This window comes from Micromonospora sp. DT227 (assembly GCF_049841835.1).
In the GTDB taxonomy this organism is placed as follows: domain Bacteria; phylum Actinomycetota; class Actinomycetes; order Mycobacteriales; family Micromonosporaceae; genus Micromonospora.
The window spans coordinates 131,354-152,905 of sequence record NZ_JBNCLA010000004.1 but is presented as its reverse complement, the minus strand read 5'-3'; the positions used below and the strand labels follow the sequence as shown (position 1 = coordinate 152,905).

Genomic DNA, 21,552 nt, shown 5'->3' with positions numbered 1-21,552 from the left:
CGCCCGCGGTCCGGGCCCGGTGCCCGGCGCGCCTGACACCCGACGGGCGTCTCCCTGGCGAGATGATGCCATCACGGAAGGTAGTCGTTGCCGGGAGTCAGTGAGTGTCCGTCCGCCGCCTTTGCTCTGCAGCCATCGACGCATCGGTGACGCAAGGTGCCGACGGCGGGTCGCGTGCCGGCCGAACGGAAACGCTCGGTCGCAGGTCAGCGCGGTGCTGCGTCGAAGGCTGCAGAGCAAAGGCGGCGAGCGTGTCACCTCACCGACGGCAAAGAAATCACGCTGCGTCATGTTGACGCAGCGTGATGGCTTGGCGTGCGGCGGCTCGGTCAGGAGTCGATGTTGCGGTGGCGGGTGCGCAGCTTGAACGGCATCAGCGCGCTCTCGATCTTGGTGGCCGTGGTCATCTTCGAGTCGCCCTCGCGGCGCTCCTCGAAGCGGATCGGCACCTCCAGGATGGTGTGGCCCAGCTTCGTGGCGAGGTAGTGCATCTCCACCTGGAAGCTGTAGCCGTTGGACTGCACCCGGTCCAGCCCGATGGCGCGCAACGCGTCGGCCCGCCAGATCTTGAAGCCGGCGGTCAGGTCGCGGATCCGCACCCGCAGCAGCGTGTGCACGTAGAGGTTGGCCCAGCCGCTGAGCGCGCGGCGGTAGAGCGGCCAGTTCTCGTCCAGCTCGCCGCCGGGCACGTAGCGGGAGCCGATGACCACGGACGCCTGGGTGGAGAGCAGCGCGCCGAGCATGCCGGGCAGTGCCTCCGGCGGGTGCGACATGTCCGCGTCCATCTGGGCGACGTACTCCGCGCCGTCGTCGATCGCGCGGCCGATACCGTCCACGTACGCCCGGCCGAGGCCCTCCTTGCCGGGGCGGTGCACCACCAGCACCCGGTCCGGGTGCTCGATGGCCAGCTTGTCGGCGACCTCGCCGGTGCCGTCGGGGGAGTTGTCGTCCGCGACGAGCACCTTCAACCCGGGCAGCGGCAGCGCGAGGAGGCGCTCGACCAGCACCGGGAGGTTGCCCGCCTCGTTGTAGGTCGGAACGACGACGGTCAGGCGCGCGTCCGCCCACGGGGAGGGCAACTGCACGGGTTCGATCATCACGGACTTCCTCGGTCGGCCGACAGGTTCACCTGAGAGGGTAGCCAGTCCGCTTTCCGGCGTCCGCACAGACGCCCCGCGATCGACCGCTCACCGCTCCGACTTCTGTCGCGTCGCGATGTCGGACAGCCGGGCCAGCGTCTCCCGGTTCCGTAGATGCAGCACGAGGTCGTTCAGCTTGGTCCGGACCCACCGCAGCGGTCCGGCCGCGAAGTCCTCGCCGAGGGTGACCCGGGTCCGGCCGTCGTCCAACGGCTCCAGGACGAACGCCACGACCGCCTCGCCGGCCGGCCAGAGCCCGGCGCGCAGCACCAGCCGATGCGGCGCCTGACACTCCAGCACGGTGGACCTGTCCTGGAGCGAGAACGGCCACGGGCCGGCCCGGTGGTGCAACCGGCTGCCCACCCGGGGCCAGGTGTCGTCCACGTCCCGCACGTGGGCGGTGCCCACCACCCAGTCGCTGTACGTCCAGCCGTCGGCCAGCACCTCGAAGACCCGGTCCGGGGACGCATCGATCACTTTTTCCACAACCGCCACGAGTGTCCGGTACCCCGGGGCGACCGTCGCTAACGGCAGCCGGGTTAGCTTCTCGGAGGCGGCGGGTAACCGGGGCTGACGTTTACTCCTCGGGGGGTCGGGAACCCGCCGCCCGTGCGACGGGACCACGAGCGGGATCAGTGCAGGTCAGCCCGGGTTTACCCGGGTGCTGACCGGCTCCCGTCCGGCCTGTACGAGGCGGTGCTGCTGGACCGCGACGGCACGCTGGTGGAGGACGTGCCGTACAACGGTGACCCGGAGAAGGTCCGGCCGGTGCCGGGCGCCCGGGAGGCGCTGGACCGGCTGCGCGCGGCCGGCTTGCGGCTGGCCGTGGTCACCAACCAGTCCGGCCTGGCCCGGGGCTGTTTCACGGCGCACGACCTGCACCGGGTCAACGCCCGGGTCGAGGAGCTGCTCGGCCCGTTCGACAGTTGGCAGATCTGCCCGCACGCGGAGCCGGACCGGTGCGGCTGCCGCAAGCCGGCGCCGGGGCTGGTGCATGCCGCCGCGCGTGCGCTCGGCACCACGGCGAGCCGGTGCGTGCTGATCGGGGACATCGGCGCCGACATGGCCGCCGCCGCGGCGGCCGGCGCCGCCGGCGTCCTGGTCCCGACGCCCGCCACCCGGGCCGCCGAGGTGGCCGCCGCGCCGACCGTCGCCGCCGACCTGCCGGACGCGGTGGACACCGTGCTGACCCGGATGCGGCTGGTGGCCGCGCCGGCGCCCGACCGTCGGCGTCGCGCCGGCACCGTGCTGGTGGTCCGCAGCGACGCGGCCGGGGACGTGCTGGTCACCGGTCCCGGCATCCGGGCGGTCGCGGCCGGCGCCCGCCGGGTGGTGCTGCTCTGCGGTCCCCGCGGCCGGGCCGCCGCCGACCTGCTGCCCGGCGTCGACGAGATCGTCGAATGGCCGTTGCCCTGGATCGACGCCCCCGCCCCACCGGTCGACCCCACCGCCATCCGCGCGCTCACCGACCGGCTCGCCGCCGTGCACGCCGACGAGGCGGTCGTCTTCACCAGCTTCCACCAGTCCCCGCTGCCGCTGGCCCTGCTGCTGCGCCTGGCCGGCGTGCCCCGGATCAGCGCCGTCAGCGACGACTACCCCGGCGCCCTGCTCGACGTGCGCCACCGCGTCCCGGTCGGCGTGCCCGAACCCGAACGCGCGCTCTCCCTCGCCGCCGCCGCCGGCTTCCCGCTGCCCACGGACGACGAACCCGCGCTGCGCCTGCGCACCGACCGGTTGCCGCAGGTCCCGGCGGCGGCCGGAGCGTCCGGCTACGTGGTGCTGCACCCGGGCTCCTCGGTGGAGACCCGGGCCTGCCCGGTCGAGCTGGCCACCCGGGTGGTCCGGGTGCTCGGCGCCGCCGGCCACCGGGTGGTGGTCACCGGCGGGCCGGACGAGCGGGAGCTGACCGCGCGGGTGGCCGCCGCCGGCGGCGTCGACCTGGGTGGCCGGACCGGGTTGGCCGAGCTGGCCGCCGTGATCGCCCGGGCCGGCGCGCTGGTGGTCGGCAACACCGGTCCGGCGCACCTGGCCGCCGCGCTGGGCGTGCCGGTGGTCAGCCTGTTCGCCCCCACCGTCCCGTTCGGCCAGTGGGGACCGTACCGGGTTCCGACGGTCCGCCTCGGCGACGCGGGCGCGGCCTGCCGGGACACCCGCGCCACCACCTGCCCGGTCCCCGGCCACCCCTGCCTCTCCGCGGTCGAGCCGGGCCGGGTGCTGGAGGCGCTGCGGCTGCTCGGGGTGGCCGGATGAACATCCTGCTGTGGCACGTGCACGGGTCCTGGACCACCTCGTTCGTGCACGGCAAGCACCGCTACCTCATCCCGGTCAACCCGGCACGCGACGCCTACGGACTCGGCCGGGCGCGCACCTACCCCTGGCCCGACAACGCCGTCGAGGTCACCCCGGAGCAGCTCCGCACCACCGACGTCGACGTGGTCGTCCTGCAACGCCCCGAGGAACTCGACCTGGCCGCCCGGTGGCTCGGCCGCCGGCCCGGCCGCGACCTGCCGGCCGTCTACGTCGAACACAACACCCCCAAGGGCGACGTCCCGAACACCCGCCACCCGATGGCCGACCGCGACGACCTGCTGCTCACCCACGTCACCGGATTCAACGAACTGTTCTGGGACAACGGCGCCACCCGCACCACCGTGGTGGAACACGGCGTCGTCGCACCCGCCGTCGAATGGACCGGCGAACTCGACCGCCTCGCCGTGGTGATCAACGAACCGGTACGCCGCTGGCGGGTCACCGGCACCGACCTGCTCGCCCGGTTCGCCGCGGTCGCCCCGCTGGACGTCTACGGCATGAAGGTCGCCGGGCTCGCCGCCCACCTCGGGCTGCCCGAGGACCGCCTGACCAGCCACGACGACGTGCCGCAGCACGCCATGCACGCCGAGCTGGCCAAGCGTCGCGCCTACCTGCACCTGTGCCGCTGGACCTCGCTCGGGCTCAGCCTGATCGAGGCCATGACCATCGGCATGCCGGTGATCGCGCTGGCCACCACCGAGGCCGTCGAGGCGGTACCGCCGGACGCCGGAGTGCTCTCCACCCGGGTCGACGTGCTGCTCGACGCCGCCCGGGGCCTGCTGGACGACCCGGCGGCCGCCCGCCGGGCGGGCGCGGCGGCCCGGGCCGCCGCCCGCGACCGCTACGGCCTGGAGCGTTTCCTCGCCGACTGGGACCGGCTGCTGGAGGAGGAAGTATGCGCATCGCGATGATCTCCGAACACGCCAGCCCGCTCGCCGTCCTCGGCGGGGAGGACGCCGGCGGCCAGAACACGCACGTCGCCGAACTCTCCGCCGCGCTGGCGGCAGCCGGACACGACGTCCGCGTCCACACCCGCCGCGACGCGGTGGACCTGCCGGTGACCGTGGCCGCCCCGGACGGGTACGAGGTGGTGCACGTGCCCGCCGGCCCGGCCGAGCCGGTGGCCAAGGACGACCTGCTGCCGTACATGCCGGCGTTCTCCGACTGGCTGACGGACCGGTGGCGCACCGGTGACTGGCAGCCCGAGGTGGTGCACGCGCACTTCTGGATGAGCGGGCTGGCCGGGCTCGCGGCGGCCCGGCGCACCGGCGTGCCGATCGTGCAGACGTACCACGCGCTCGGCACCGTCAAACGCCGCCACCAGGGTGCCCTGGACACCAGCCCGCCGGGCCGCGTCGACCACGAACGGGAGCTGGGCCGCGCGGTGGACCGGGTGGTCGCCCAGTGCCAGGACGAGGTCGCCGAACTGGTCCGGCTCGGGGTGCCGCGGTCCCGGATGACCGTCGTGCCGTCGGGGGTGAACCTGTCCACCTTCGACCCGCTGGGCCCGGTCGCCGACGCCGACGGCGGCCGGGCCCGCATCCTCACCGTCGGACGGCTGGTCGAGCGCAAGGGCTTCCAGGACGTCATCCGCGCCACCGCGCTGGTGCCGGACGCCGAGTGCGTGGTGGTCGGCGGGCCGCCCGCCGGGCTGCTGGAGACCGACCCGTACGCGATGCGGTTGCGGGCGCTGGCCCGGTCGCTCGGCATCGCCGACCGGGTACGCCTGGTCGGCGCCGTGCCGCGGGAGGAGATGGGCCGCTGGTACCGCTCCGCCGACGTGCTGGTGGCCGCCCCCTGGTACGAGCCGTTCGGGCTCACCCCGCTGGAGGCGATGGCCTGCGGCGTACCCGTGATCGGCACCGCGGTCGGCGGGCTGATCGACACGGTGGTGCCCGGCCGCACCGGCGACCTGGTGCCGGCCCGCGACCCGGCGGCGCTCGGCGCGGCGATCCGGGGCCTGCTGGGGGACCGGATCCGCCGCTTCGCCTACGCCACGGCGGCGCTGGAACGGGCCCGGACCCGCTACTCGTGGGCCACCGCGGCCGACCGCCTCGGCACGCTGTACGGCGAGGTGGCCGGCGTGCGTCGACCGACCCGGGTGGTCGCCTGATGACGGCCGCCCGGACGGCCGGCGGGACGGTGCTGGCGGACCACCTGACCCGGCTGGCCGGCGCGTTGCCACCGCTGCGCGAGGCGGAACAGCTGCTCGCCCGCTGGGGCGGGGAGCTGGCGCACCGCCTCGCCTCGGGCGGCCGGTTGCTGGTGGCCGGCAACGGTGGCAGCGCCGCCGAGGCCCAACACCTCACCGCCGAACTCGTCGGCAAACTCCGCCACGACCGCCAACCCCTGTCCGCCATCGCCCTGCACGCCGAGACCAGCGCCCTCACCGCCATCGCCAACGACTACGGCTACGACGAAGCCTTCGCCCGCCAGGTCCGCGCCCACGGCCGACCCGACGACCTCCTCCTCCTGCTCTCCACCAGCGGCACCAGCACCAACCTCCTGACCGCCGCCCACGCCGCCCACGACACCGGCCTGCGCTGCTGGGCCTTCACCGGACCCGCCCCCAACCCCCTCGCCGACCTCTGCCACGAGCGGCTGGCGGTCGACTCACCGGACGCCCAGGTGGTGCAGGAGCTGCACCTGGTGGCCGTGCACGTGCTCTGCGAGTACGTCGACCGGGCGTTGCCGGCGGCGCTGGCCGCCCGGACCCCGGCCGGTCCGGTGCGCACCGGCGTCGAGGTGGTGCTCGGCGACCCGGCTCCGGAGGTGCAGGCCCGATGAGGAGGTCGAGCATGGCGGGACCCGTGGTGGTGCTCGGTGACACACTGCTGGACCGGGACGTCGAGGGGGCGGTGAACCGGCTCTGCCCGGACTCCCCGGTGCCGGTGCTCGACGAGACCGCGTCCGTCGACCGCCCCGGCGGGGCCGGCCTGGCCGCCGTGTTCGCGGCCGCGCTGGGCGCCGAGGTCGCGCTGGTCACCGCCGTCGCCGACGACGCCGGCGGGGCCCGGCTCGGCACCCTGCTCGCCGCCGCCGGGGTGCAGCTCTACGCGCTTCCGCTGGCCGGGGCCACGCCGGAGAAGGTCCGGCTGCGGGCGCGCGGGCGGGTGCTGCTGCGCCACGACCGGGGCGGGCCGACCGGGGTGCCGGGGGAGCCGGGCGAGGCCGTGCGGCGGCTGCTCGCCGGCGCGTCCGCGGTGCTGGTCAGCGACTACGGCCGGGGCGTCGCCGGGCAGCCCGCGTTGCGGGCCGCGCTGGCCGCCACCCGGGCGCCGGTGGTGTGGGACCCGCACCCGCGCGGCCCGGCGGCCGTGCCCGGGGTGCACCTGGCCACCCCGAACGAGCCGGAGGCCCGGGACCTGGCCAAGACGCCGCCGGGCGGGTCCCGCCTGGCGAACGCGTCCCGGAGCGCGCAGGCGTTGCGCCGGCGCTGGCAGGCCGGCGCGGTCGCGGTCACGTTGGGCGGGGACGGCGCGTTGCTCTGCCACGCCGGCTCCACCCCGCTGGTGGTCCCGGCGCCGCCCGCCGAGGGGGACACCTGCGGCGCGGGGGACCGGTTCGCCGCCGCGGCCACGCTGGCGCTGGCCCGGGGCGCGCTGGTGTCCGAGGCGGTGCAGGAGGCGGTCGCCGAGGCGTCCGCGTACGTGGCCGGCGGGGGCGTGACCACGGCGTTGCCGGCGCCGGTCCGGGCGGTCGCCCCGACGGTGGTCACCGCCGGCGGGGACCGGATCGGCGCGGTCGCCGCCGGCGAGGTGCTGGCCCGGGTACGCGCCGCCGGCGGCACCGTGGTGGCCACCGGCGGCTGCTTCGACCTGCTGCACGCCGGGCACGTGGCGACGCTCCAGGCGGCCCGGCAGCTCGGCGACTGCCTGGTGGTCTGCCTCAACTCCGACGCGAGCGTGGCCGGGCTCAAGGGGCCGGAGCGCCCGGTGGTGCCGCAGGGCGACCGCGGCCGGCTGCTCGCGGCGCTCGGCTGCGTCGACGCGGTGCTGATCTTCGACGAGCCGACCCCGCACGCGGCGCTGTCCTGGGTGCGCCCGGACATCTGGGTCAAGGGCGGCGACTACGCCAGCGGCGGCGGCGCGGAGACGCTGCCGGAGTCGGCGATCCTGGCCCGCTGGGGCGGCCACACGGTGGTGGTGCCCTACCTGGCCGGGCGGTCCACCACCGACATGATCGCGGCGGCCCGCGCCGGCCGCGGCAGCGCCGGCTGGCCGGCCGGCCCGGTCCCGGAGACCGGTCCGGAGCCGGTCGTCCGGTCCACGGCGAAGGGAGCACGATGAACGCGCCACGCAACCGGCCCGGCGCCGGGCCGACCGTGCTGGTCACCGGCGGGTCCAGCGGTCTCGGCGCGGCGGTGGTCGCGGCCGTCGCCGGCGCCGGCGGCCGGCCGCTCGTGCTGGACCGGCAGCGGCCCGCCGACGGGGTGCCGTGGGTCGAGTGCGACCTGGCCGACACCCGGGCTGCCGAGGCCGCCACCCGGGACCTCGCGGAACGCTCCGGCGGCCTGGACGCGGTGGTCACCGCCGCCGGCCTGGACGTGCCCGGAAAACTGGCCGACGTGCCGGCGGAGACCTGGGAACGGATCGTCACGGTGGATCTGCTCGCCACCGCGGCGGTGATCCGGGCCGCGCTGCCCTTCCTGGAGGAGTCCCGGGGCACCATCGTCACGGTCGCCTCCACGCTCGGCGTCAAGGCGGTCGGCGACGCGACCGCCTACTGCGCGGCGAAGTTCGGGGTGGTCGGGTTCACCCGGGCGCTCGCCGCCGAACTGGCCGGCGCGGTCGGGGTGACGCTGCTGATCCCCGGCGGCATGCGCACCGCGTTCTTCGACGAGCGCGACGAGCAGTACCGGCCCGGGCCGGACGCCGTGCTCAACGAGCCGGCCGACACCGCCGCCGCGGTGCTGTTCGCGCTCTCCCAGCCCGCCGGCTGCGCGGTCCGCGAGCTGGTGGTCTGCGCCGAGCGGGAGTCGTCGTACCCGTGATCCTGGTGCTGCGCGCGCTCGGCGTCGGTGACCTGGCCACCGCGGTCCCGGCGCTGCGCGGCCTGCGCGCCGGGCTGCCCGGCCGGGAGCTGGTGCTGGCGGCCCCGGCCTGGCTGGCGCCGCTGGCGGCGCTGACCGGGGCGGTCGACCGGGTGCTGCCCACCACGGGACCGGACCGGATCCGGTGGACCGGGCCGCCGCCGGAGGTGGCGGTGAACCTGCACGGCCGGGGACCGGAGTCGCACCGGGCGCTGGCCGCCGTCCGGCCGGGCCGGCTGCTCGCCTTCCGGAACCCGTCGGCCGGCCACCTCGACGGTCCGGCCTGGGACGCCGACGAGCACGAGGTGCGTCGCTGGTGCCGGCTGCTGCACGCGTACGGCCTGCCGGCGCATGCCGGGGACCTGGCGCTGCGGCGGCCGGCCGCGGTCGGCGTACCGGCCGGGGTGACGGTGCTGCACCCGGGCAGCAAGGTGCCGGCGAAGCGCTGGCCGGCGGACCGCTTCGCGGGGCTGGCGCGGGCGCTCACCGCGCGCGGCCACCGGGTGGTGTTGACCGGTTCGGCCGACGAGCGGGCGCTGGCCGCCCGGGTGGCCCGCGACGCGGACCTGCCGCCGACGGCGGTGCTGGCCGGGCGGACCGGCCTGACCGAGCTGGCCGCGCTGGTGGCCGACGCCCGCGTGGTGGTGAGCGGCGACACCGGGGTGGCGCACCTGGCCACCGGGTACCGGACCGCCTCGGTGGTGCTGTTCGGCCCGGTGCCGGCGGCCCGCTGGGGTCCACCGCCGGACCGGCGCCGGCACCTGGTGCTCGGTCGCGTCGAGGTCGCCGGATCCGACCCGGACTCGACCGGTTCCGGCGGGGTGGGAACGCATCCGACATTGGATGCCATCGGGGTCGACGAGGTGGTGGCGGCGGTGGCCGAGGTGGAACGGGTCTCCGGTGCGGTTGCGGCGTAGCGACCCGGGCCGGCCGGGGTACGCCCGGCGGCGGCGCGGCAAGGGCTGGCTCTTCCTGGACGCGACTGGCGAACCGGTGCGCGACGCCGACGAACTGGCCCGCCTGCGCGAGCTGGTGGTCCCGCCCGCCTGGCGGGACGTGTGGCTCTCGCCGCACCCGAACGGGCACATCCAGGCCACCGGGATCGACGCGGCCGGCCGCAAGCAGTACCTCTACCACCCGCAGTGGCGGCGCAAGCGGGACGAGGTGAAGTTCGACCACGTGCTGGAGGTGGCCCACCGGCTGCCGGCGCTGCGGGACCGGGTCGCGCACGACCTGGCGCTTCGGGGGCTGCGGCGGGAACGGGTGCTGGCCACCGTGGCCCGGCTGCTCGACATGGGCGCGTTCCGGGTGGGCAGCGACCAGTACGCGACCGGCGACGACCCCACGTTCGGCGTGGCGACGCTGCGACCGGAGCACGCCCGCTCCCGCGGCGGGTGCGTGGTGTTCGAGTTCCCGGCCAAGGGCGGCATCGACCAGGTCCGCCGCGTCGAGGACGCGGAGCTGTGCCAGGTGCTGCTCAACCTGCGCCGACGGCGTCGCGCCCAGGAGCGGCTGTTCGGCTACTGGGACGGTCGCGCGTGGCGCGACGTGCGCAGCGACGAGGTGAACGACTACCTGCGCGACGCCAGCGGTGGGGAGATGACCGCGAAGGACTTCCGCACCTGGCACGCCACCGTGCTGGCCGCCGCCGAGCTGGCCTCGGTGGGCCCGCAGCGGTCCGTCACCGCGCGCCGCCGGGCGGTGGCGGCGGTGATGCGCTCGGTCGCCGAGCTGCTCGGCAACACGCCGACGGTGGCCCGCACGTCGTACGTGGACCCGCGCGTGGTCGACCTGTACCACGACGGGGTGCTGGCGCCGGTGCAGCCGGAGATGCCGCGCGAGGCGGTGGAGAAGTCGGTGCTGGCGCTGCTGGAGGAGGCGGCGGCCGACTGACCCCCGACCGGCCCCGTCGGTCCTGGGGGGAAAACGACGGGGCCGGAACCCGGGTGCCGTCCGATGCGGCGCGAGGGGGTCACCGGGCGGCCGCCCGCGGCTGGACCGCCGCGGGCGCCACGCCACGGCCCCCCGTTACCAGCGGGTCGTCACCGTCGCCGGTGCCGGCCCGGGTTCATTGTGTCCGGGTCGAGTTGACTTCGGATGCCGGGCTGTTGACGATCCGTGCCTGTTCCAGGTGACGTGCCCGGAACGCCTGCGGTGTCTCCGCCTGGGTGGCCCGGAAGGCGCGGCTGAAGTGGGCCTTGTCCCGGAACCCCCAGCGGCCGGCGATGACCTGGATCGACCGGTCGGCCAGCGCCGGGTCGGCGAGGTCGCGCCGGCACCGGGCCAGCCGCTCGTCCCGGATGTACGCCGCTACGGTGGTCTCCTCGTCCTCGAAGAGCCGGTGCAGGGACCGTACCGACAGGTGGTGGGCGTCGGCGATCGTGCCGGGGCCCAGCGTCACGTCGCCGAGGTGCTGCCGGACGTACGCGTGCACCTGGGCGAGCAGCGCGCGGCGCCGGACCTCGGTCGGCACCGCCTCCTCGGAGACCAGGTGGCGACCGAGCAGCGTGGCGATCAGGTCGAGCGCGACGCCGCCCAGCCGGTCCGCGTCGACCGCGTGGTACTGGTCCGGATGGCTGGTGATCCGGATGAGGTAGTCGGCCAGCAGGGCGCCGATCCCCTCGGCGCCGGACATCCGGCTGGCGAACAGCGGCGTGAGCCGGCGGTGCGGCAGCGGCAGCGCGTCGTGCGGGATGAGCGCCACGATCGACGCGGCGGACCGGTCGTCGGCACGGTCGGTGTGGTGGCTGAGTTCCTGGGGCCGGGCGCAGTCGTAGAAGGTGAGGTCGCCCGGTGGGCAGACCCCCCGCTGCCCGTCCTGGTCGGCGATGCCGGTGCCGGTGAGCGTCAGCGCCAGCAGGTAGCAGTCGGCGTCGGACCGGCTGATCAGCTTGCGGGTCCGGATCCCGTGCAGCGACGGGTAGCGGTGCCGGATGAGCTGGATCGGCCCCAGTTCGAGGAACTCGGCCCGCGCCTCGAAGTTGTCGGCGTGCTCGGTGTGGACGCGCATCAGCGTGGGCGTCTGGGCGAGCATCTCCAGCCAGAGCCCGAAGCGGTCGGCGGCGGGTATCTGCGCCGTGTCGAAGATCTGCGGTTGCATCGGTGTGTCCATGAACGACCCCCGTGGTCTGTCGACATCCCTCCACAAACACGACGCCCCACGGGGCCGAAATGCGGCACCCGTGGGGCGTGACGTCCGTCATTGACGAACGTGGAAGCCTCTGTTAAGTCTGCGTTCAGTCGTTGAGCACCTGGGACAGTCGGTCCCGGAACCGGCGCTCGGAGTCGCTCACCACGTCCCCGCCGATGCCCAGGATGCCGCCGGTGGAGGCGGCGCCCACCACCTGCTCGGCGATCTCCACCAGCCAGTGCCGGTACGCCCCGGCCTGCCCCTCGTCCACCTTGCCGGTGAGCAGGGCGGACGCCTGGCCGGCCCGGGCGAGCACGTCCTCGATCATCGCGGTCGGGTCGTCCGGCGTGATGACCGGCAGCTCCGCGCCGGTCTCCGGGTCGCCGACCCGGGAGACGATCTCGCCGGCCACGGCGGCCACCAGCGGGCTGGCCGACTCCCGGCCGGCGGCGATGGTCTCCAGCCCGGCGGCGTTCTCGGCCATGGTGCGCCGGGTGCCGTCGGACTCGGCGGCCGCCGCCGCGGTGAGCACCGACTGCGGCAGTCCCACCAGCAGCCCCCACTCCTCGTCCGAGACGCCGAACCGGGTGTACGCCGGCTGCTCGATCACGATCAGGTTCCTTTCGCCGCGGTCGTCGTTGTCGACGGGCACCGTCGCGGTGCCCGGATCAGGCTAGTCCAGCTCCAGCAGGCCCTGTTCGGACACCACGCGCACGGACAGCGTCTTGTAGCCCACCTCGTCGAAGAGCACCGTCATCCGGCCCTCCTCGTAGCTGAGCACCAGGCCCGACCCCCACTCGGCGTGGCGGACCTGACTGTGCACCGGGAACGGCCCGACCGCGCCGTCGTTGGCCACGCTGGTGCCGGCGTGGCAGTTGTCGCAGTGGCCGCAGACCTCGCTCATCTGCTCACCGAAGTAGGCCAGCAGCGCCTGCCCGCGGCAGCCGGTGGTCTCGGCGAACGCGCGCATCATGTCGGTCCGCGACCGGGTCACGGTCTGCTGCCGTTCGGCCTCGGCGCGCGCGGCCCGGCCGGCCTCGGCGGCCTCCGGCGCGTAGCGGGGCACCCCGACGCGTTGCCGGGCGCGGGGCTCGGCGGCGCCGATCTGCTCCAGCAGGGAGAGGTACTGGCCGAGCTTGCGCGGGCCCAGCCCGGTCAGCTCGCGCAGTTCCTTGCGGGTGCGGGCCTTGCTCCGCAGCACCGCGGCCAGGTCGGACAGTTCCTTCTCGTCCGGCAGCCCGCCGCTGAAGTAGCGCTGGAGGCCGACGTCCTCGGAGCGCCACAGCAGCAGCACCCGGGACGGGGAGCCGTCCCGGCCGGCGCGGCCGATCTCCTGGAAGTAGCTGTCCGGCGAGTCGGGCAGCGCCATGTGCACCACCCAGGCGATGTTCGGCTTGTCGATGCCCATGCCGAACGCCGAGGTGGCCACCATGATGGGCACCCGGTCGGCGAGGAACGCCTCGTGCAGCTCGTGCCGCGCCGCGGTGGGCATGCCGCCGTGGTAGAACTCGGACGGGAAGCCCGCCTTGGTCAGTCGCTCGGCCAGCTCCTCGGCCGCGCGCCGGGTCGGCACGTAGATGATGCCGGGCCGCTCGTCGTCGCGCAGCAACGCGACCAGCCGCCGCCACCGGTAGTCCTCGGTCGGGCAGTGGGCCACCTCGAGGAACAGGTTCGGCCGATCCAGCCCGGAGACCACCACCTCGGGCTCGCGCAGCCGCAGCCGGGCGATGATGTCGTCGCGCACCGGGGGCGAGGCGGTGGCGGTCAGCGCCACCACCGGCGGCCGGCCGAGCCCGTCGATCAGGTGGCCGAGCGCGAGGTAGTCCGGCCGGAAGTCGTGGCCCCAGGACGAGATGCAGTGCGCCTCGTCGATCGCCACCAGCGCCGGGGACAGCGAGCGGACCTCGGCCAGCCGGTCCGGGTTGCTCAGCGCCTCGGGCGTGATGAACAGGAACTCGGCCCGGCCGGCCCGGACGTCCTCGATCGCCTCGGCCTGCTGCGCGGCGCTCTCGTCCGAGCTGATCCGGACCGCGCGCAGCTCGGGCCGTTGCCGCTCGTTGAGCGCGGCGATCTGGTCCTGCTGGAGCGCGAGCAGCGGGGAGATGACCACGGTCGGGCCGGGGATCAGGCTGGCCGGGATCTGGTAGATCGCCGACTTGCCGGCGCCGGTGGGGAGCACCACCAGGGCGTCGTGGCGCTGCATGACGGCGCGCATGGCGGCCAACTGGTTGGGCCGCAACGCGGTCCAGCCGAACAGGTTCTTCGCCGCGCGGCGCAGAGTGGTGGCGTGCCTGGTCAGTTTCATCAAGCGCCTCAGCTACCCCCGGAGTCCGACCCCGAAACCGGCTGCCCTGATCACCGCAGTTGGGGCAGCACGTCGCGCTGGTAGAGGTCGAACAAGCCCTGCCAGTGCGGGCCGGTGTTGGCCACGTAGACCTCGTCGAACCCGGCCTTGGCGTACCTGTCGATCATCTCCGGGTGGTAGTGGTCGGAGATCCACAGTGCCTCGAAGCCGGCCTGCTCGGCGCCGCGCGCCTGGGCCAGCAGCTCGGCCGGGGTGTACTCCTCGCTGGACAGGAAGTAGCCGATCTTCATGCGCCGCACCCTCCGCCGTGTCGGGACACCGACACCCCTACCCCGGCGGCCCCTGTCGAACCGGGTGTCAGCGGCGGAACATCGCGCGGATCGCGATCAGCAGGAAGAGCGCGCCGACCACCAGGCCGAGCAGGCGTACGCCGGGGATGTCGGCGGCGCCGGTGGCGTCCGCGAGCGGCAGGGCGGGCATGGACGAACTCTCCCACGGGGCGGGGCGGGATGCCAGCAGCTAACAGTAAGGATTGTTGACTATTTAGCTGCGCGGTGTGACCATGTCAGCACCCGTCGATCCCCGGCGGGTCCGTGGGGATACGGGGGTAGCACAGCGTGAGGGAACGGATCGTGGGCGCCAGCGGAGACCTGGCGGCGCTCGCCGCCGCCGTCCTGCAACCCGGGTTCGTCGGCACCACCCCGCCGCCCTGGGTCTGCCGCTGGCTCGGCGAAGGGCTCGGCGGGGTGGTCCTGTTCGCCCGCAACGTCGTCGACCACGAGCAGGTCGCGACGCTGACGGCGAACCTGCGGGCGGAGCGGCCGGACGTGATCGTGGCGATCGACGAGGAGGCCGGCGACGTCACCCGGATCGAGTCGGCCCGGGGCAGCTCGCGGCCCGGCAACTTCGCGCTCGGCGCGGTGGACGACGCGGCGCTGACCGAGGACGTCGCCCGTGACCTGGGCGCCGAGTTGGCCGCGGTCGGCATCACGCTCGACTACGCCCCGGACGCCGACGTCAACTCCAACCCGGCCAACCCGGTCATCGGGGTGCGCTCGTTCGGCGCCGATCCCGAGCTGGTCGCCCGGCACACCGCCGCCTGGGTCCGCGGGCTCCAGGCCGGCGGCGTCGCCGCCTGCGCCAAGCACTTCCCCGGGCACGGCGACACCCGGGTCGACTCCCACCTCGACCTGCCCCGCATCGGCGGCGACCGGGCCCGGCTGGACGCGGTCGAGCTGGCCCCGTTCCGCGCCGCGGTCGCGGCCGGGGTCCAGGCGGTGATGACCGGCCACCTGCTGGTGCCGGCGCTCGACGAGGAGCTGCCGGCCACGCTCAGCGCGCGCATCCTGGGCGGGCTGCTCCGCGAGGAGCTGGGCTTCCACGGCGTGGTGGTGACCGACGCGGTGGAGATGCGCGCGGTGTCCGACCGGTACGGCTTCGCCGGGGCGGCGGTGCGGGCGCTCGCCGCCGGCGCGGACGCGATCTGCGTGGGCGGGGAACGGGCCACCGAGTCCGACGCCCGTGAGCTACGCGACGCGATCGTGGCCGCGGTGGTGCGCGGCGAACTGCCGGAGGAGCGGCTGGCCGAGGCGGCGAAACGGGTCGGTCAGCTCGCCGCGTGGAGCGTCGCCGCCCGCGCCCACCGCAGCGGTGGCCGGCCGGCCGCCGACGGGTCGCCGATCGGGCTGGCCGCCGCCCGCCGGGCCGTCCGGGTCACCGGTGACGCCGGGCTGCTGCCGCTGGCCGGGCCGGCGCACGTGGTGGAGTTCGCGCCGCCCCGCAACATCGCCATCGGCGAGGAGACCCCGTGGGGGATCGCCACGCCGCTGGCCCACCTGACGCCGGGCACCACCACCGCCCGGTACGCCGCCGATGCCGTCCCGGCCGACCCGGCCACCGGCCCGGCCGACCGGCCGCTGGTGCTCGTGGTCCGCGACCTGCACCGGCACGGCTGGATGCGGGACGCGGTGACCCGGGCGTTGGCGTCCCGCCCGGACGCGGTGGTGGTCGAGCTGGGCGTGCCCGAGCTGGCCGCCGGTCGGGTGCACCTGGCCACCCACGGCGCCACCGCGGCGGCGGCCCGGGCCGCCGCCGAGCTGCTGGCCGGCGTCCGCTGAACTCCCGGCCCGGCCGGGTGGGGAGGTCCCCCGGTCGGGCCGGGCCTCAGGGCGCGTCGACCACCAGGTCGGCGTAGTCCGGGTGCCGTTCGATGAACGCGGCCATGAACGGGCAGCGGGGCACCACCCGGCCACCGTTGGCGCGCACCTGGTCCAGCGTGCCCCGGATCAGCGCGGCGCCCACGCCCTGCCCCTGGTAGCGGTCCTCGACCTCGGTGTGCGTGAAGACCAGCACCTCACCGCGCGGCAGGTACGCGGTGAAGCCGGCCAGCGCGTCGTCGACCAGGATCTCGAAGCGGTGCTTGGCGGGGTTCTCCTCGACCAGGAAGCTCACCTGACCATTGTCCCCTCGTCGTCGGCCAGCCGGTCGAGTTCGGCCAGCAGCCGGTCCACCTCGTCGACCGTGTTGTAGTGGTAGACGCTGGCCCGCACCGCGCCGCCGCTGTCGCGCAGGCCCATGGCCTGGAAGAACTCGTAGGCGTAGTAGTCGCCGGAGGAGAGGCAGAGATCCGCCTCGCCGAGCGCCGCGGCGGTCTCCGCCGGGGTCCGCCCGGCCACCCGGAACGACACCGTGGGGCAGCGCCGGGCGGGCGCGCCGTACACCGTGACGAAGGGGCGGGCCGCCAGCCCGGCGAGCAGCCGGTCGAAGACCGCCTCCTCGTGCGCCTGGGCGGCGGCCAGGCCGGCGCGGACCCGGGCCCGGCGGTCGCCGGTCGCGGCCGGGTCGAGCGACGCCAGGTGGTCCACCGCGGCGGTCACGCCGGCCAGCAGCGGGAAGCTGGGTGTGCCGTACTCGAAGCGGTCCGGGACCGTGTCGGCGGAGGGCAGCAGCTTCGCCGGGCGCAGCGCCGCCCACCGCGCCGGGTCGGCGACCATCGCCGCCAGGTGCGGGCCGGACCACTTGTACGCGCTGGTGACCAGCACGTCCGCGCCCAGTGCGGCCAGGTCGGTGGGGCCGTGCGGCACCGAGTGCACCCCGTCCACGCAGACCAGCGCGCCGACCGCGTGTGCGGTCTTGGCGATCGCCGGCACGTCCGGCGCGGTGCCGATCGCGTTGCTGCCGGCGGTCACCGCGACCAGCCGGGTGCGCTCGCCGACCAGGTCGGCGTACTGGCCGGCGGGCAGCTCACCGGTGGCCCGGTCGAACTCGGCCCAGCGCACCGTCGCGCCGGCCGCCTCGGCGGCCTGCACCCAGGGCCGGACGTTGGCGTCGTGGTCCAGCCGGGAGACCACCACCTCGTCGCCCGGTCGCCAGCCGGCGCCCAGCGTCCGGGCCAGCGTGTAGGTCAGCGCGGTGGCGCTGGGCCCGAGCACCACGCCCGACGGGTCCGCGCCGAGCAGGTCGGCGACCGCGGCCCGGGCGTCGGCGACCAGCTCCAGCGCCCGCCGGCCGGGCCGGAAGGCGGTGCTGCGGTTGCCCATGGCGGCGCGCATGGCGTCGGCCACCGCCTCGATCACCCCGGTCGGGGTCTGGGTGCCACCGGCGCCGTCGAAGTGGGCGAAGCCCTCGCCCAGCGCGGGATACGCCCCCCGCACCCGCCCCACGTCAAAAGCCATTCCCGCACCCTAGCTTGCGGGAACGGGAGCGGTGGTGGTGAGCACGTACCGTTGGGGAGGTGACGAACCGACGCGCCACCTTCCCCCCGACCCCCACCCGTCGTGCCGCCGGGCTGCTCGCCGGTCTCGCCCTCGGCGCCGCGTTGCTCGCCGGGTGCAGCTCCAACGGCGCCGACACCGACTGCGGCCTGGACGCCTGCACCATCACCTTCGACCGTGGCGTGGACGCCAGCGCCACCATCCTCGGCGTCGAGGCCAAGCTCATCGGCGCCCAGGACGACCAGGTCACCGTCGAGGTGGCCGGGGAGCAGCTCTCGCTCACCACCGGCCAGCAGGCCACCGAGGTCGGCGGCTTCCAGGTCAGCCTGGACAGCGTCACCGACCAGAACGTCACGCTGCGGGTGGCCCGCAACCCCAACAACTGATCGGATTCGGCCGGGCGGCGGTCGGCGGCGGCGGGCGGTGACGTTTGGAAAACTGCACGTCGGGAGATTGAGGGCCCATGTCTCTCACCCGGAACGCCGGAGCCACCGCCGCCCAGGCCAAGAACAGCCGGTGGCTCGAACTGCTGACTCGCGCCGGTTTCATCGGCTACGGAATCGTCCACCTCCTGTTCGCCTGGCTGGCGCTGCAGATCGCCTTCGGGAATTCCGGGGAGGAGGGCAACCAGAACGGCGCGCTGCGCACGCTCGGCGAGCAGCCGCTCGGCAAGTTCGTGTTGGTGGTGATCGCCATCGGCCTCTTCGCCATGGCCCTCTGGCAGGCCTCCGAGGCGCTTGTCGGTCACCAGTCCAGGACCGGCAAGGAGCGCACCTTCGAGCGGATCGCCTCGGTCGTCCGGGTGATCATCTTCGTCTGGCTGGGCTGGACCGCGATCAAGGTCGTCCAGGACGCCAGCTCCAACTCCTCGGACCAGCAGCAGCAGCTCACCGAGAAGCTGATGGCCTCCGACGGCGGCCGGTGGCTGGTCGGGCTCGCCGGCCTGGTGCTCGCCGCGGTCGGCATCGGCATGGTGATCTACGGCCTGAAGAAGAAGTTCGAGCGCAACCTGAAGACCGGTGAGATGAGCCCGAAGACCCGCCAGCTCACCCGCCGCCTCGGCATGGCCGGGTACGCCGCCCGCGGCGCCGTCTTCGCCATCGCCGGTCTGCTGATCGTGGTCGCCGCCGTCAAGTACGACCCGGAGAAGGCGCGCGGCCTGGACGCCGCCCTGCGGACGCTGCGCGACCAGGCGTACGGGCCGTGGCTGCTGGCGCTGATGGCGCTCGGCATCGCCGCGTTCGGCGTCTACTGCTTCTTCCAGTCCCGGTACCGCAAGGTCTGATCCTGGTCGATACCCGGACCGCGGGGCACCATTGGGCCTTTGTGCCCGAATCCGCGCGGGCCGGAGGGAGAGAATGTCGTGCAGAGCTATCTGGTGACGGTCGCCGCCGCGCTCGCCGCGGCGGCGGTCGCGTTGGTGCTGGTCGAGGTGGTCCACCGGGTCACCCGCCGGCTCGGCCGCCGCTCGCTGCTGATGACCGAGCTGACCGAGCACTCGCACCGCGCGTTCCAGGTCGCCGCCACCGTGGTCGGCGTCCAGCTCGCGGTCCGGTTCACCACGCTCTACGCGGTGGGCAGCCCGTGGCGGCAGTTCGTGCTGCACACGCTGGTGCTGGCGATGATCGCCGCGGCGGCCTGGCTGGTGGCCTCGTTGCTGGTGGTGGCGGAGGACACCGCGCTGGCCCGGTTCCGGGTGGACGTGCCGAACAACCGGCACGCCCGCCGGGTACGGACCCAGGTGGTGCTGCTGCGCCGGCTGACCATCGCGGTGATCGTGATCCTCGCCGTCGGCGTGATGCTGATGACGTTCCCGGCCGTACGCGGCGTCGGCGCCGGCGTGCTCACCTCCGCCGGTGTGGTCGGTGTCGTCGCCGCGCTCGCCGCGCAGAGCCTGCTCGGCAACGTCTTCGCCGGCCTCCAGCTCGCCTTCAGCGACGCGGTACGCCTCGACGACGTGGTGGTGGTCGAGGGGGAGTGGGGCCGGATCGAGGAGCTGACGCTCAGCTACGTGGTGGTGCAGATCTGGGACGACCGCCGGTTGATCCTGCCCACCTCGTACTTCACCAGCAAGCCGTTCCAGAACTGGACCCGCACCGAGGCGGCGGTGCTCGGCACCGCCGAGTTCGACCTCGACTGGGCCATCCCCGTCCAGGCCATGCGGGAGGAGCTGCGTCGGCTCTGCGAGGGCACCGAGCTGTGGGACGGCCGGGTCTGCGTGCTCCAGGTGACCGACGCGACCGGTGGGATGGTCAAGGTCCGCGCGCTGGTCAGCGCCGCCGACGCCGGCAGCCTCTGGGACCTGCGCTGCCTGGTCCGCGAGCACCTGGTGACCTGGGTACGCGACCACCGCCCGACCGCCCTGCCCCGGCTGCGTGCCGAGGTGGGCGACGCGACCGGTCCGCTGCCCTGGCAGGTGGTGCAGCCGCGCCGGGCGGCCCGTCGGCCGGCCGACACCGAGGCGCACGACGACGCGCGGGTCTTCGGCGGCAGCGACGACGGGGACGCCCGCAGCGAGGTGTTCGTGGGCCGCGAGGACCACGCCGAGGCCCGCCGCTGAGCCGTCGTACCCCGATCGGAGCCCCCGGCCGCCCGCGCGGCGCCGGGGGCTCTCCGTGCGTGCCGAGCCTGGGGCCGGGCGTCCGGGGTCCGTAGCGGGCCCGGCCGGACGGGTTTGCCCGGCCGAGTTCCGGGGACCTGCTGCGCACGCCCCGGATTCCGGCTGGTCGACGCCGGGCGCCGGTGGCGCGCGGCCGGGCCGACCGGCCGCCCCGCGCAGGATTGACGGGCGGCGACTCCGGGCATACAGCGCGGTGATGAAGAAAGGAGGACAGCATGGCTGACGTCGCGAGTCACAGTACGTCCCGGACCGGGCACGAGCCGTCCACCGCGGAACTGGTGCAGCGGGCCACCGAACAGGTCACCCGTCTGGTACGGGACGAGTTGACGCTGGCCCGGGCGGAGCTGACCCAGAAGGGCAAGCACGCCGGGATCGGGATCGGTCTGTTCGGCGGCGGCGGGGTGATGGCCCTCTACGGCGCGGGCGCGCTGGTCGCCACCGTGATCCTGCTGCTGGCGCTGGTCATGCCGGCGTGGCTGGCCGCCCTGATCGTGGCGGTGGTGTTGTTCCTGCTCGCCGGGATCCTGGCGCTGGTGGGCAAGAAGCAGGTCAGCCGTGCCGTCCCGCCGGTGCCGGAGGCGACGGTCCGCAGTGTGCGGGCGGACGTCGACACGGTCACCGCCGCGGTGAAGGACGGGAGGCGGGCGTGACCGGCAACGGGAACGGGAAAGCGAACGGGAACGGGACCCCGGACGTGGCGGCGCTCCGGGAGGAGATCCGCCGCACCCGGGTGGAACTCGGTGAGACGGTGGAGCTGCTGGCGGCCCGGGCCGACCCGAAGGCGCTGGTGCGGCACTCCGCCGAGCAGGCCAAGGCGAAGGTGCGCCAGGAGGCGTCGCTGACCGTCGCCCGGGTGCGCACGCGGGCCACGGAGCGGGCCCGGCAGGTCCGGGCGCAGGCGTACGAGTCGGGTGAGGCGGTCGGGCGCAACCCGTTGCCGTGGGCGGCCGTCGCGGTCGGCGCGGTGGTGACCGTGGTGGTGCTGTTGGTGGTCCGAGGGAGGCGCAGGTGAGCGGCAGGATCGGCAAGGCGGCCTACAAGCCGGTGGGGGTGCTGCTCGGCCTCGCCGCCGGCACGGTCGCCGGAATGATCTTCCGGCAGGTCTGGAAGCTGACGGCGGGCGACGGCGACGCGCCGAGCGCCACCGACGAGGACCGCGGGTGGGGCGAGGTCCTGGCCGCCGCGGCGCTCCAGGGCGCGATCTTCTCGGCGGTGCGCGCCGCCGTGGACCGGGGCGGCGCGGTCGGCGTACGCCGGCTGACCGGGCACTGGCCGGACTGAACCAGCTCGATCGAAGGCCCCT

The 21,552-nt window shown here is 75.0% G+C and carries 24 protein-coding genes; 15 read left to right on the top strand and 9 right to left on the bottom strand.

What is annotated here, in order from left to right; translation table 11 throughout:
- Positions 1-329 precede the first annotated feature (329 nt).
- Together ACLQ2W_RS15875 and ACLQ2W_RS15870 are read right to left on the bottom strand one after the other, a co-directional pair.
- On the bottom strand, positions 330-1,097 hold the full coding sequence (locus tag ACLQ2W_RS15875; protein WP_107160691.1) for a polyprenol monophosphomannose synthase: 768 nt from the start codon (positions 1,095-1,097) through the stop codon (positions 330-332).
- A gap of 90 nt (positions 1,098-1,187) precedes the next feature.
- Positions 1,188-1,634 (bottom strand): SRPBCC family protein, encoded by a 447-nt coding sequence (locus ACLQ2W_RS15870; RefSeq protein ID WP_405093515.1) that lies wholly within the window; start codon positions 1,632-1,634, stop codon positions 1,188-1,190.
- Positions 1,635-1,748: 114 nt separating this feature from the next.
- On the opposite strand from ACLQ2W_RS15870, the gene ACLQ2W_RS15865 reads away from it, so the two are divergent.
- From ACLQ2W_RS15865 to ACLQ2W_RS15830, 8 genes are read left to right on the top strand one after another with little or no spacing between them, the layout of a single operon-like run.
- Positions 1,749-3,389, top strand: coding sequence for an HAD-IIIA family hydrolase (locus ACLQ2W_RS15865; RefSeq protein ID WP_425787091.1), 1,641 nt, complete (start codon positions 1,749-1,751; stop codon positions 3,387-3,389).
- Positions 3,386-4,360, top strand: coding sequence for a glycosyltransferase (locus ACLQ2W_RS15860; protein WP_425787090.1), 975 nt, complete (start codon positions 3,386-3,388; stop codon positions 4,358-4,360). The genes ACLQ2W_RS15865 and ACLQ2W_RS15860 overlap by 4 nt, the downstream gene beginning before the upstream one ends.
- On the top strand, positions 4,345-5,562 hold the full coding sequence (locus ACLQ2W_RS15855; RefSeq protein ID WP_425787089.1) for a glycosyltransferase: 1,218 nt from the start codon (positions 4,345-4,347) through the stop codon (positions 5,560-5,562). The genes ACLQ2W_RS15860 and ACLQ2W_RS15855 overlap by 16 nt, the downstream gene beginning before the upstream one ends.
- Positions 5,562-6,236, top strand: coding sequence for a D-sedoheptulose-7-phosphate isomerase (locus ACLQ2W_RS15850; protein ID WP_425787088.1), 675 nt, complete (start codon positions 5,562-5,564; stop codon positions 6,234-6,236). Before ACLQ2W_RS15855 ends, ACLQ2W_RS15850 begins: the two co-directional genes overlap by 1 nt.
- 11 nt (positions 6,237-6,247) lie before the next feature.
- Positions 6,248-7,738, top strand: coding sequence for a PfkB family carbohydrate kinase (locus tag ACLQ2W_RS15845; protein WP_425787087.1), 1,491 nt, complete (start codon positions 6,248-6,250; stop codon positions 7,736-7,738).
- Positions 7,735-8,442 carry an SDR family oxidoreductase gene (locus ACLQ2W_RS15840; protein ID WP_357300461.1) on the top strand — a complete coding sequence of 236 codons (708 nt, stop codon included), beginning with the start codon at positions 7,735-7,737 and terminating at the stop codon, positions 8,440-8,442. Before ACLQ2W_RS15845 ends, ACLQ2W_RS15840 begins: the two co-directional genes overlap by 4 nt.
- On the top strand, positions 8,439-9,398 hold the full coding sequence (locus tag ACLQ2W_RS15835) for a glycosyltransferase family 9 protein (protein ID WP_425787086.1): 960 nt from the start codon (positions 8,439-8,441) through the stop codon (positions 9,396-9,398). The genes ACLQ2W_RS15840 and ACLQ2W_RS15835 overlap by 4 nt, the downstream gene beginning before the upstream one ends.
- Positions 9,382-10,374, top strand: coding sequence for a DNA topoisomerase IB (locus ACLQ2W_RS15830; protein WP_425787085.1), 993 nt, complete (start codon positions 9,382-9,384; stop codon positions 10,372-10,374). The genes ACLQ2W_RS15835 and ACLQ2W_RS15830 overlap by 17 nt, the downstream gene beginning before the upstream one ends.
- Before the next feature lie 175 nt (positions 10,375-10,549).
- On the opposite strand, the gene ACLQ2W_RS15825 is transcribed toward ACLQ2W_RS15830, so the two are convergent.
- The 5 genes from ACLQ2W_RS15825 to ACLQ2W_RS15805 form a co-directional block, all read right to left on the bottom strand.
- Complete coding sequence (locus ACLQ2W_RS15825; protein ID WP_425787084.1) at positions 10,550-11,581, bottom strand: helix-turn-helix domain-containing protein; 1,032 nt, start codon at positions 11,579-11,581, stop codon at positions 10,550-10,552.
- Between the two features lie 136 nt (positions 11,582-11,717).
- Entirely contained in the window at positions 11,718-12,221 is a 504-nt protein-coding gene (locus ACLQ2W_RS15820; RefSeq protein ID WP_405093525.1) for a hypothetical protein, read from the bottom strand.
- 63 nt (positions 12,222-12,284) lie between these two features.
- Positions 12,285-13,916, bottom strand: coding sequence for a RecQ family ATP-dependent DNA helicase (locus ACLQ2W_RS15815; protein ID WP_425787083.1), 1,632 nt, complete (start codon positions 13,914-13,916; stop codon positions 12,285-12,287).
- A 50-nt stretch (positions 13,917-13,966) separates the two neighbouring features.
- Positions 13,967-14,206 carry a hypothetical protein gene (locus ACLQ2W_RS15810; protein WP_425787082.1) on the bottom strand — a complete coding sequence of 80 codons (240 nt, stop codon included), beginning with the start codon at positions 14,204-14,206 and terminating at the stop codon, positions 13,967-13,969.
- 67 nt (positions 14,207-14,273) lie between these two features.
- Positions 14,274-14,396: a hypothetical protein gene (locus tag ACLQ2W_RS15805; protein ID WP_255563043.1), complete on the bottom strand. Its 123-nt coding sequence runs from the start codon at positions 14,394-14,396 to the stop codon at positions 14,274-14,276.
- Positions 14,397-14,533: 137 nt separating this feature from the next.
- Here ACLQ2W_RS15805 and ACLQ2W_RS15800 point away from each other — a divergent pair, with 137 nt between their 5' ends.
- Positions 14,534-16,033, top strand: coding sequence for a glycoside hydrolase family 3 protein (locus ACLQ2W_RS15800; protein ID WP_425787081.1), 1,500 nt, complete (start codon positions 14,534-14,536; stop codon positions 16,031-16,033).
- A 46-nt stretch (positions 16,034-16,079) separates the two neighbouring features.
- On the opposite strand, the gene ACLQ2W_RS15795 is transcribed toward ACLQ2W_RS15800, so the two are convergent.
- Together ACLQ2W_RS15795 and ACLQ2W_RS15790 are read right to left on the bottom strand one after the other, a co-directional pair.
- Positions 16,080-16,367, bottom strand: coding sequence for a GNAT family N-acetyltransferase (locus tag ACLQ2W_RS15795; RefSeq protein ID WP_281939550.1), 288 nt, complete (start codon positions 16,365-16,367; stop codon positions 16,080-16,082).
- Positions 16,364-17,590, bottom strand: coding sequence for a cysteine desulfurase-like protein (locus ACLQ2W_RS15790; RefSeq protein ID WP_425787080.1), 1,227 nt, complete (start codon positions 17,588-17,590; stop codon positions 16,364-16,366). The genes ACLQ2W_RS15795 and ACLQ2W_RS15790 overlap by 4 nt, the downstream gene beginning before the upstream one ends.
- 59 nt (positions 17,591-17,649) lie before the next feature.
- Between ACLQ2W_RS15790 and ACLQ2W_RS15785 the strand changes: the two genes are divergently transcribed.
- The 6 genes from ACLQ2W_RS15785 to ACLQ2W_RS15760 all read left to right on the top strand — a co-directional run bounded on the left by ACLQ2W_RS15785 (position 17,650) and on the right by ACLQ2W_RS15760 (position 21,530).
- Positions 17,650-18,015, top strand: coding sequence for a hypothetical protein (locus ACLQ2W_RS15785; RefSeq protein WP_107160726.1), 366 nt, complete (start codon positions 17,650-17,652; stop codon positions 18,013-18,015).
- A gap of 77 nt (positions 18,016-18,092) precedes the next feature.
- Positions 18,093-18,914: a DUF1206 domain-containing protein gene (locus ACLQ2W_RS15780; protein ID WP_425787079.1), complete on the top strand. Its 822-nt coding sequence runs from the start codon at positions 18,093-18,095 to the stop codon at positions 18,912-18,914.
- A gap of 78 nt (positions 18,915-18,992) precedes the next feature.
- Positions 18,993-20,189: a mechanosensitive ion channel family protein gene (locus ACLQ2W_RS15775; RefSeq protein ID WP_425787078.1), complete on the top strand. Its 1,197-nt coding sequence runs from the start codon at positions 18,993-18,995 to the stop codon at positions 20,187-20,189.
- A gap of 275 nt (positions 20,190-20,464) precedes the next feature.
- On the top strand, positions 20,465-20,899 hold the full coding sequence (locus ACLQ2W_RS15770; RefSeq protein ID WP_107160733.1) for a phage holin family protein: 435 nt from the start codon (positions 20,465-20,467) through the stop codon (positions 20,897-20,899).
- Entirely contained in the window at positions 20,896-21,261 is a 366-nt protein-coding gene (locus ACLQ2W_RS15765; RefSeq protein ID WP_425787077.1) for a DUF3618 domain-containing protein, read from the top strand. Before ACLQ2W_RS15770 ends, ACLQ2W_RS15765 begins: the two co-directional genes overlap by 4 nt.
- Positions 21,258-21,530, top strand: a complete 273-nt coding sequence (locus ACLQ2W_RS15760) for a DUF4235 domain-containing protein (RefSeq protein WP_107160738.1) — start codon at positions 21,258-21,260, stop codon at positions 21,528-21,530. Before ACLQ2W_RS15765 ends, ACLQ2W_RS15760 begins: the two co-directional genes overlap by 4 nt.
- The last annotated feature ends 22 nt before the right edge of the window (positions 21,531-21,552 follow it).

What these genes read in the sequence shown, in the direction of transcription:
- ACLQ2W_RS15875 (WP_107160691.1), bottom strand. Translation starts at nt 1,097, where the DNA reads ATGATCGAACCCGTGCAGTTGCCCTCCCCGTGGGCGGACGCGCGCCTG.
- ACLQ2W_RS15860 (WP_425787090.1), top strand. Translation starts at nt 3,386, where the DNA reads ATGAACATCCTGCTGTGGCACGTGCACGGGTCCTGGACCACCTCGTTC.
- ACLQ2W_RS15855 (WP_425787089.1), top strand. Translation starts at nt 4,345, where the DNA reads ATGCGCATCGCGATGATCTCCGAACACGCCAGCCCGCTCGCCGTCCTC.
- ACLQ2W_RS15850 (WP_425787088.1), top strand. Translation starts at nt 5,562, where the DNA reads ATGACGGCCGCCCGGACGGCCGGCGGGACGGTGCTGGCGGACCACCTG.
- ACLQ2W_RS15845 (WP_425787087.1), top strand. Translation starts at nt 6,248, where the DNA reads ATGGCGGGACCCGTGGTGGTGCTCGGTGACACACTGCTGGACCGGGAC.
- ACLQ2W_RS15840 (WP_357300461.1), top strand. Translation starts at nt 7,735, where the DNA reads ATGAACGCGCCACGCAACCGGCCCGGCGCCGGGCCGACCGTGCTGGTC.
- ACLQ2W_RS15825 (WP_425787084.1), bottom strand. Translation starts at nt 11,581, where the DNA reads ATGCAACCGCAGATCTTCGACACGGCGCAGATACCCGCCGCCGACCGC.
- ACLQ2W_RS15815 (WP_425787083.1), bottom strand. Translation starts at nt 13,916, where the DNA reads ATGAAACTGACCAGGCACGCCACCACTCTGCGCCGCGCGGCGAAGAAC.
- ACLQ2W_RS15810 (WP_425787082.1), bottom strand. Translation starts at nt 14,206, where the DNA reads ATGAAGATCGGCTACTTCCTGTCCAGCGAGGAGTACACCCCGGCCGAG.
- ACLQ2W_RS15805 (WP_255563043.1), bottom strand. Translation starts at nt 14,396, where the DNA reads ATGCCCGCCCTGCCGCTCGCGGACGCCACCGGCGCCGCCGACATCCCC.
- ACLQ2W_RS15790 (WP_425787080.1), bottom strand. Translation starts at nt 17,590, where the DNA reads ATGGCTTTTGACGTGGGGCGGGTGCGGGGGGCGTATCCCGCGCTGGGC.
- ACLQ2W_RS15780 (WP_425787079.1), top strand. Translation starts at nt 18,093, where the DNA reads ATGTCTCTCACCCGGAACGCCGGAGCCACCGCCGCCCAGGCCAAGAAC.
- ACLQ2W_RS15770 (WP_107160733.1), top strand. Translation starts at nt 20,465, where the DNA reads ATGGCTGACGTCGCGAGTCACAGTACGTCCCGGACCGGGCACGAGCCG.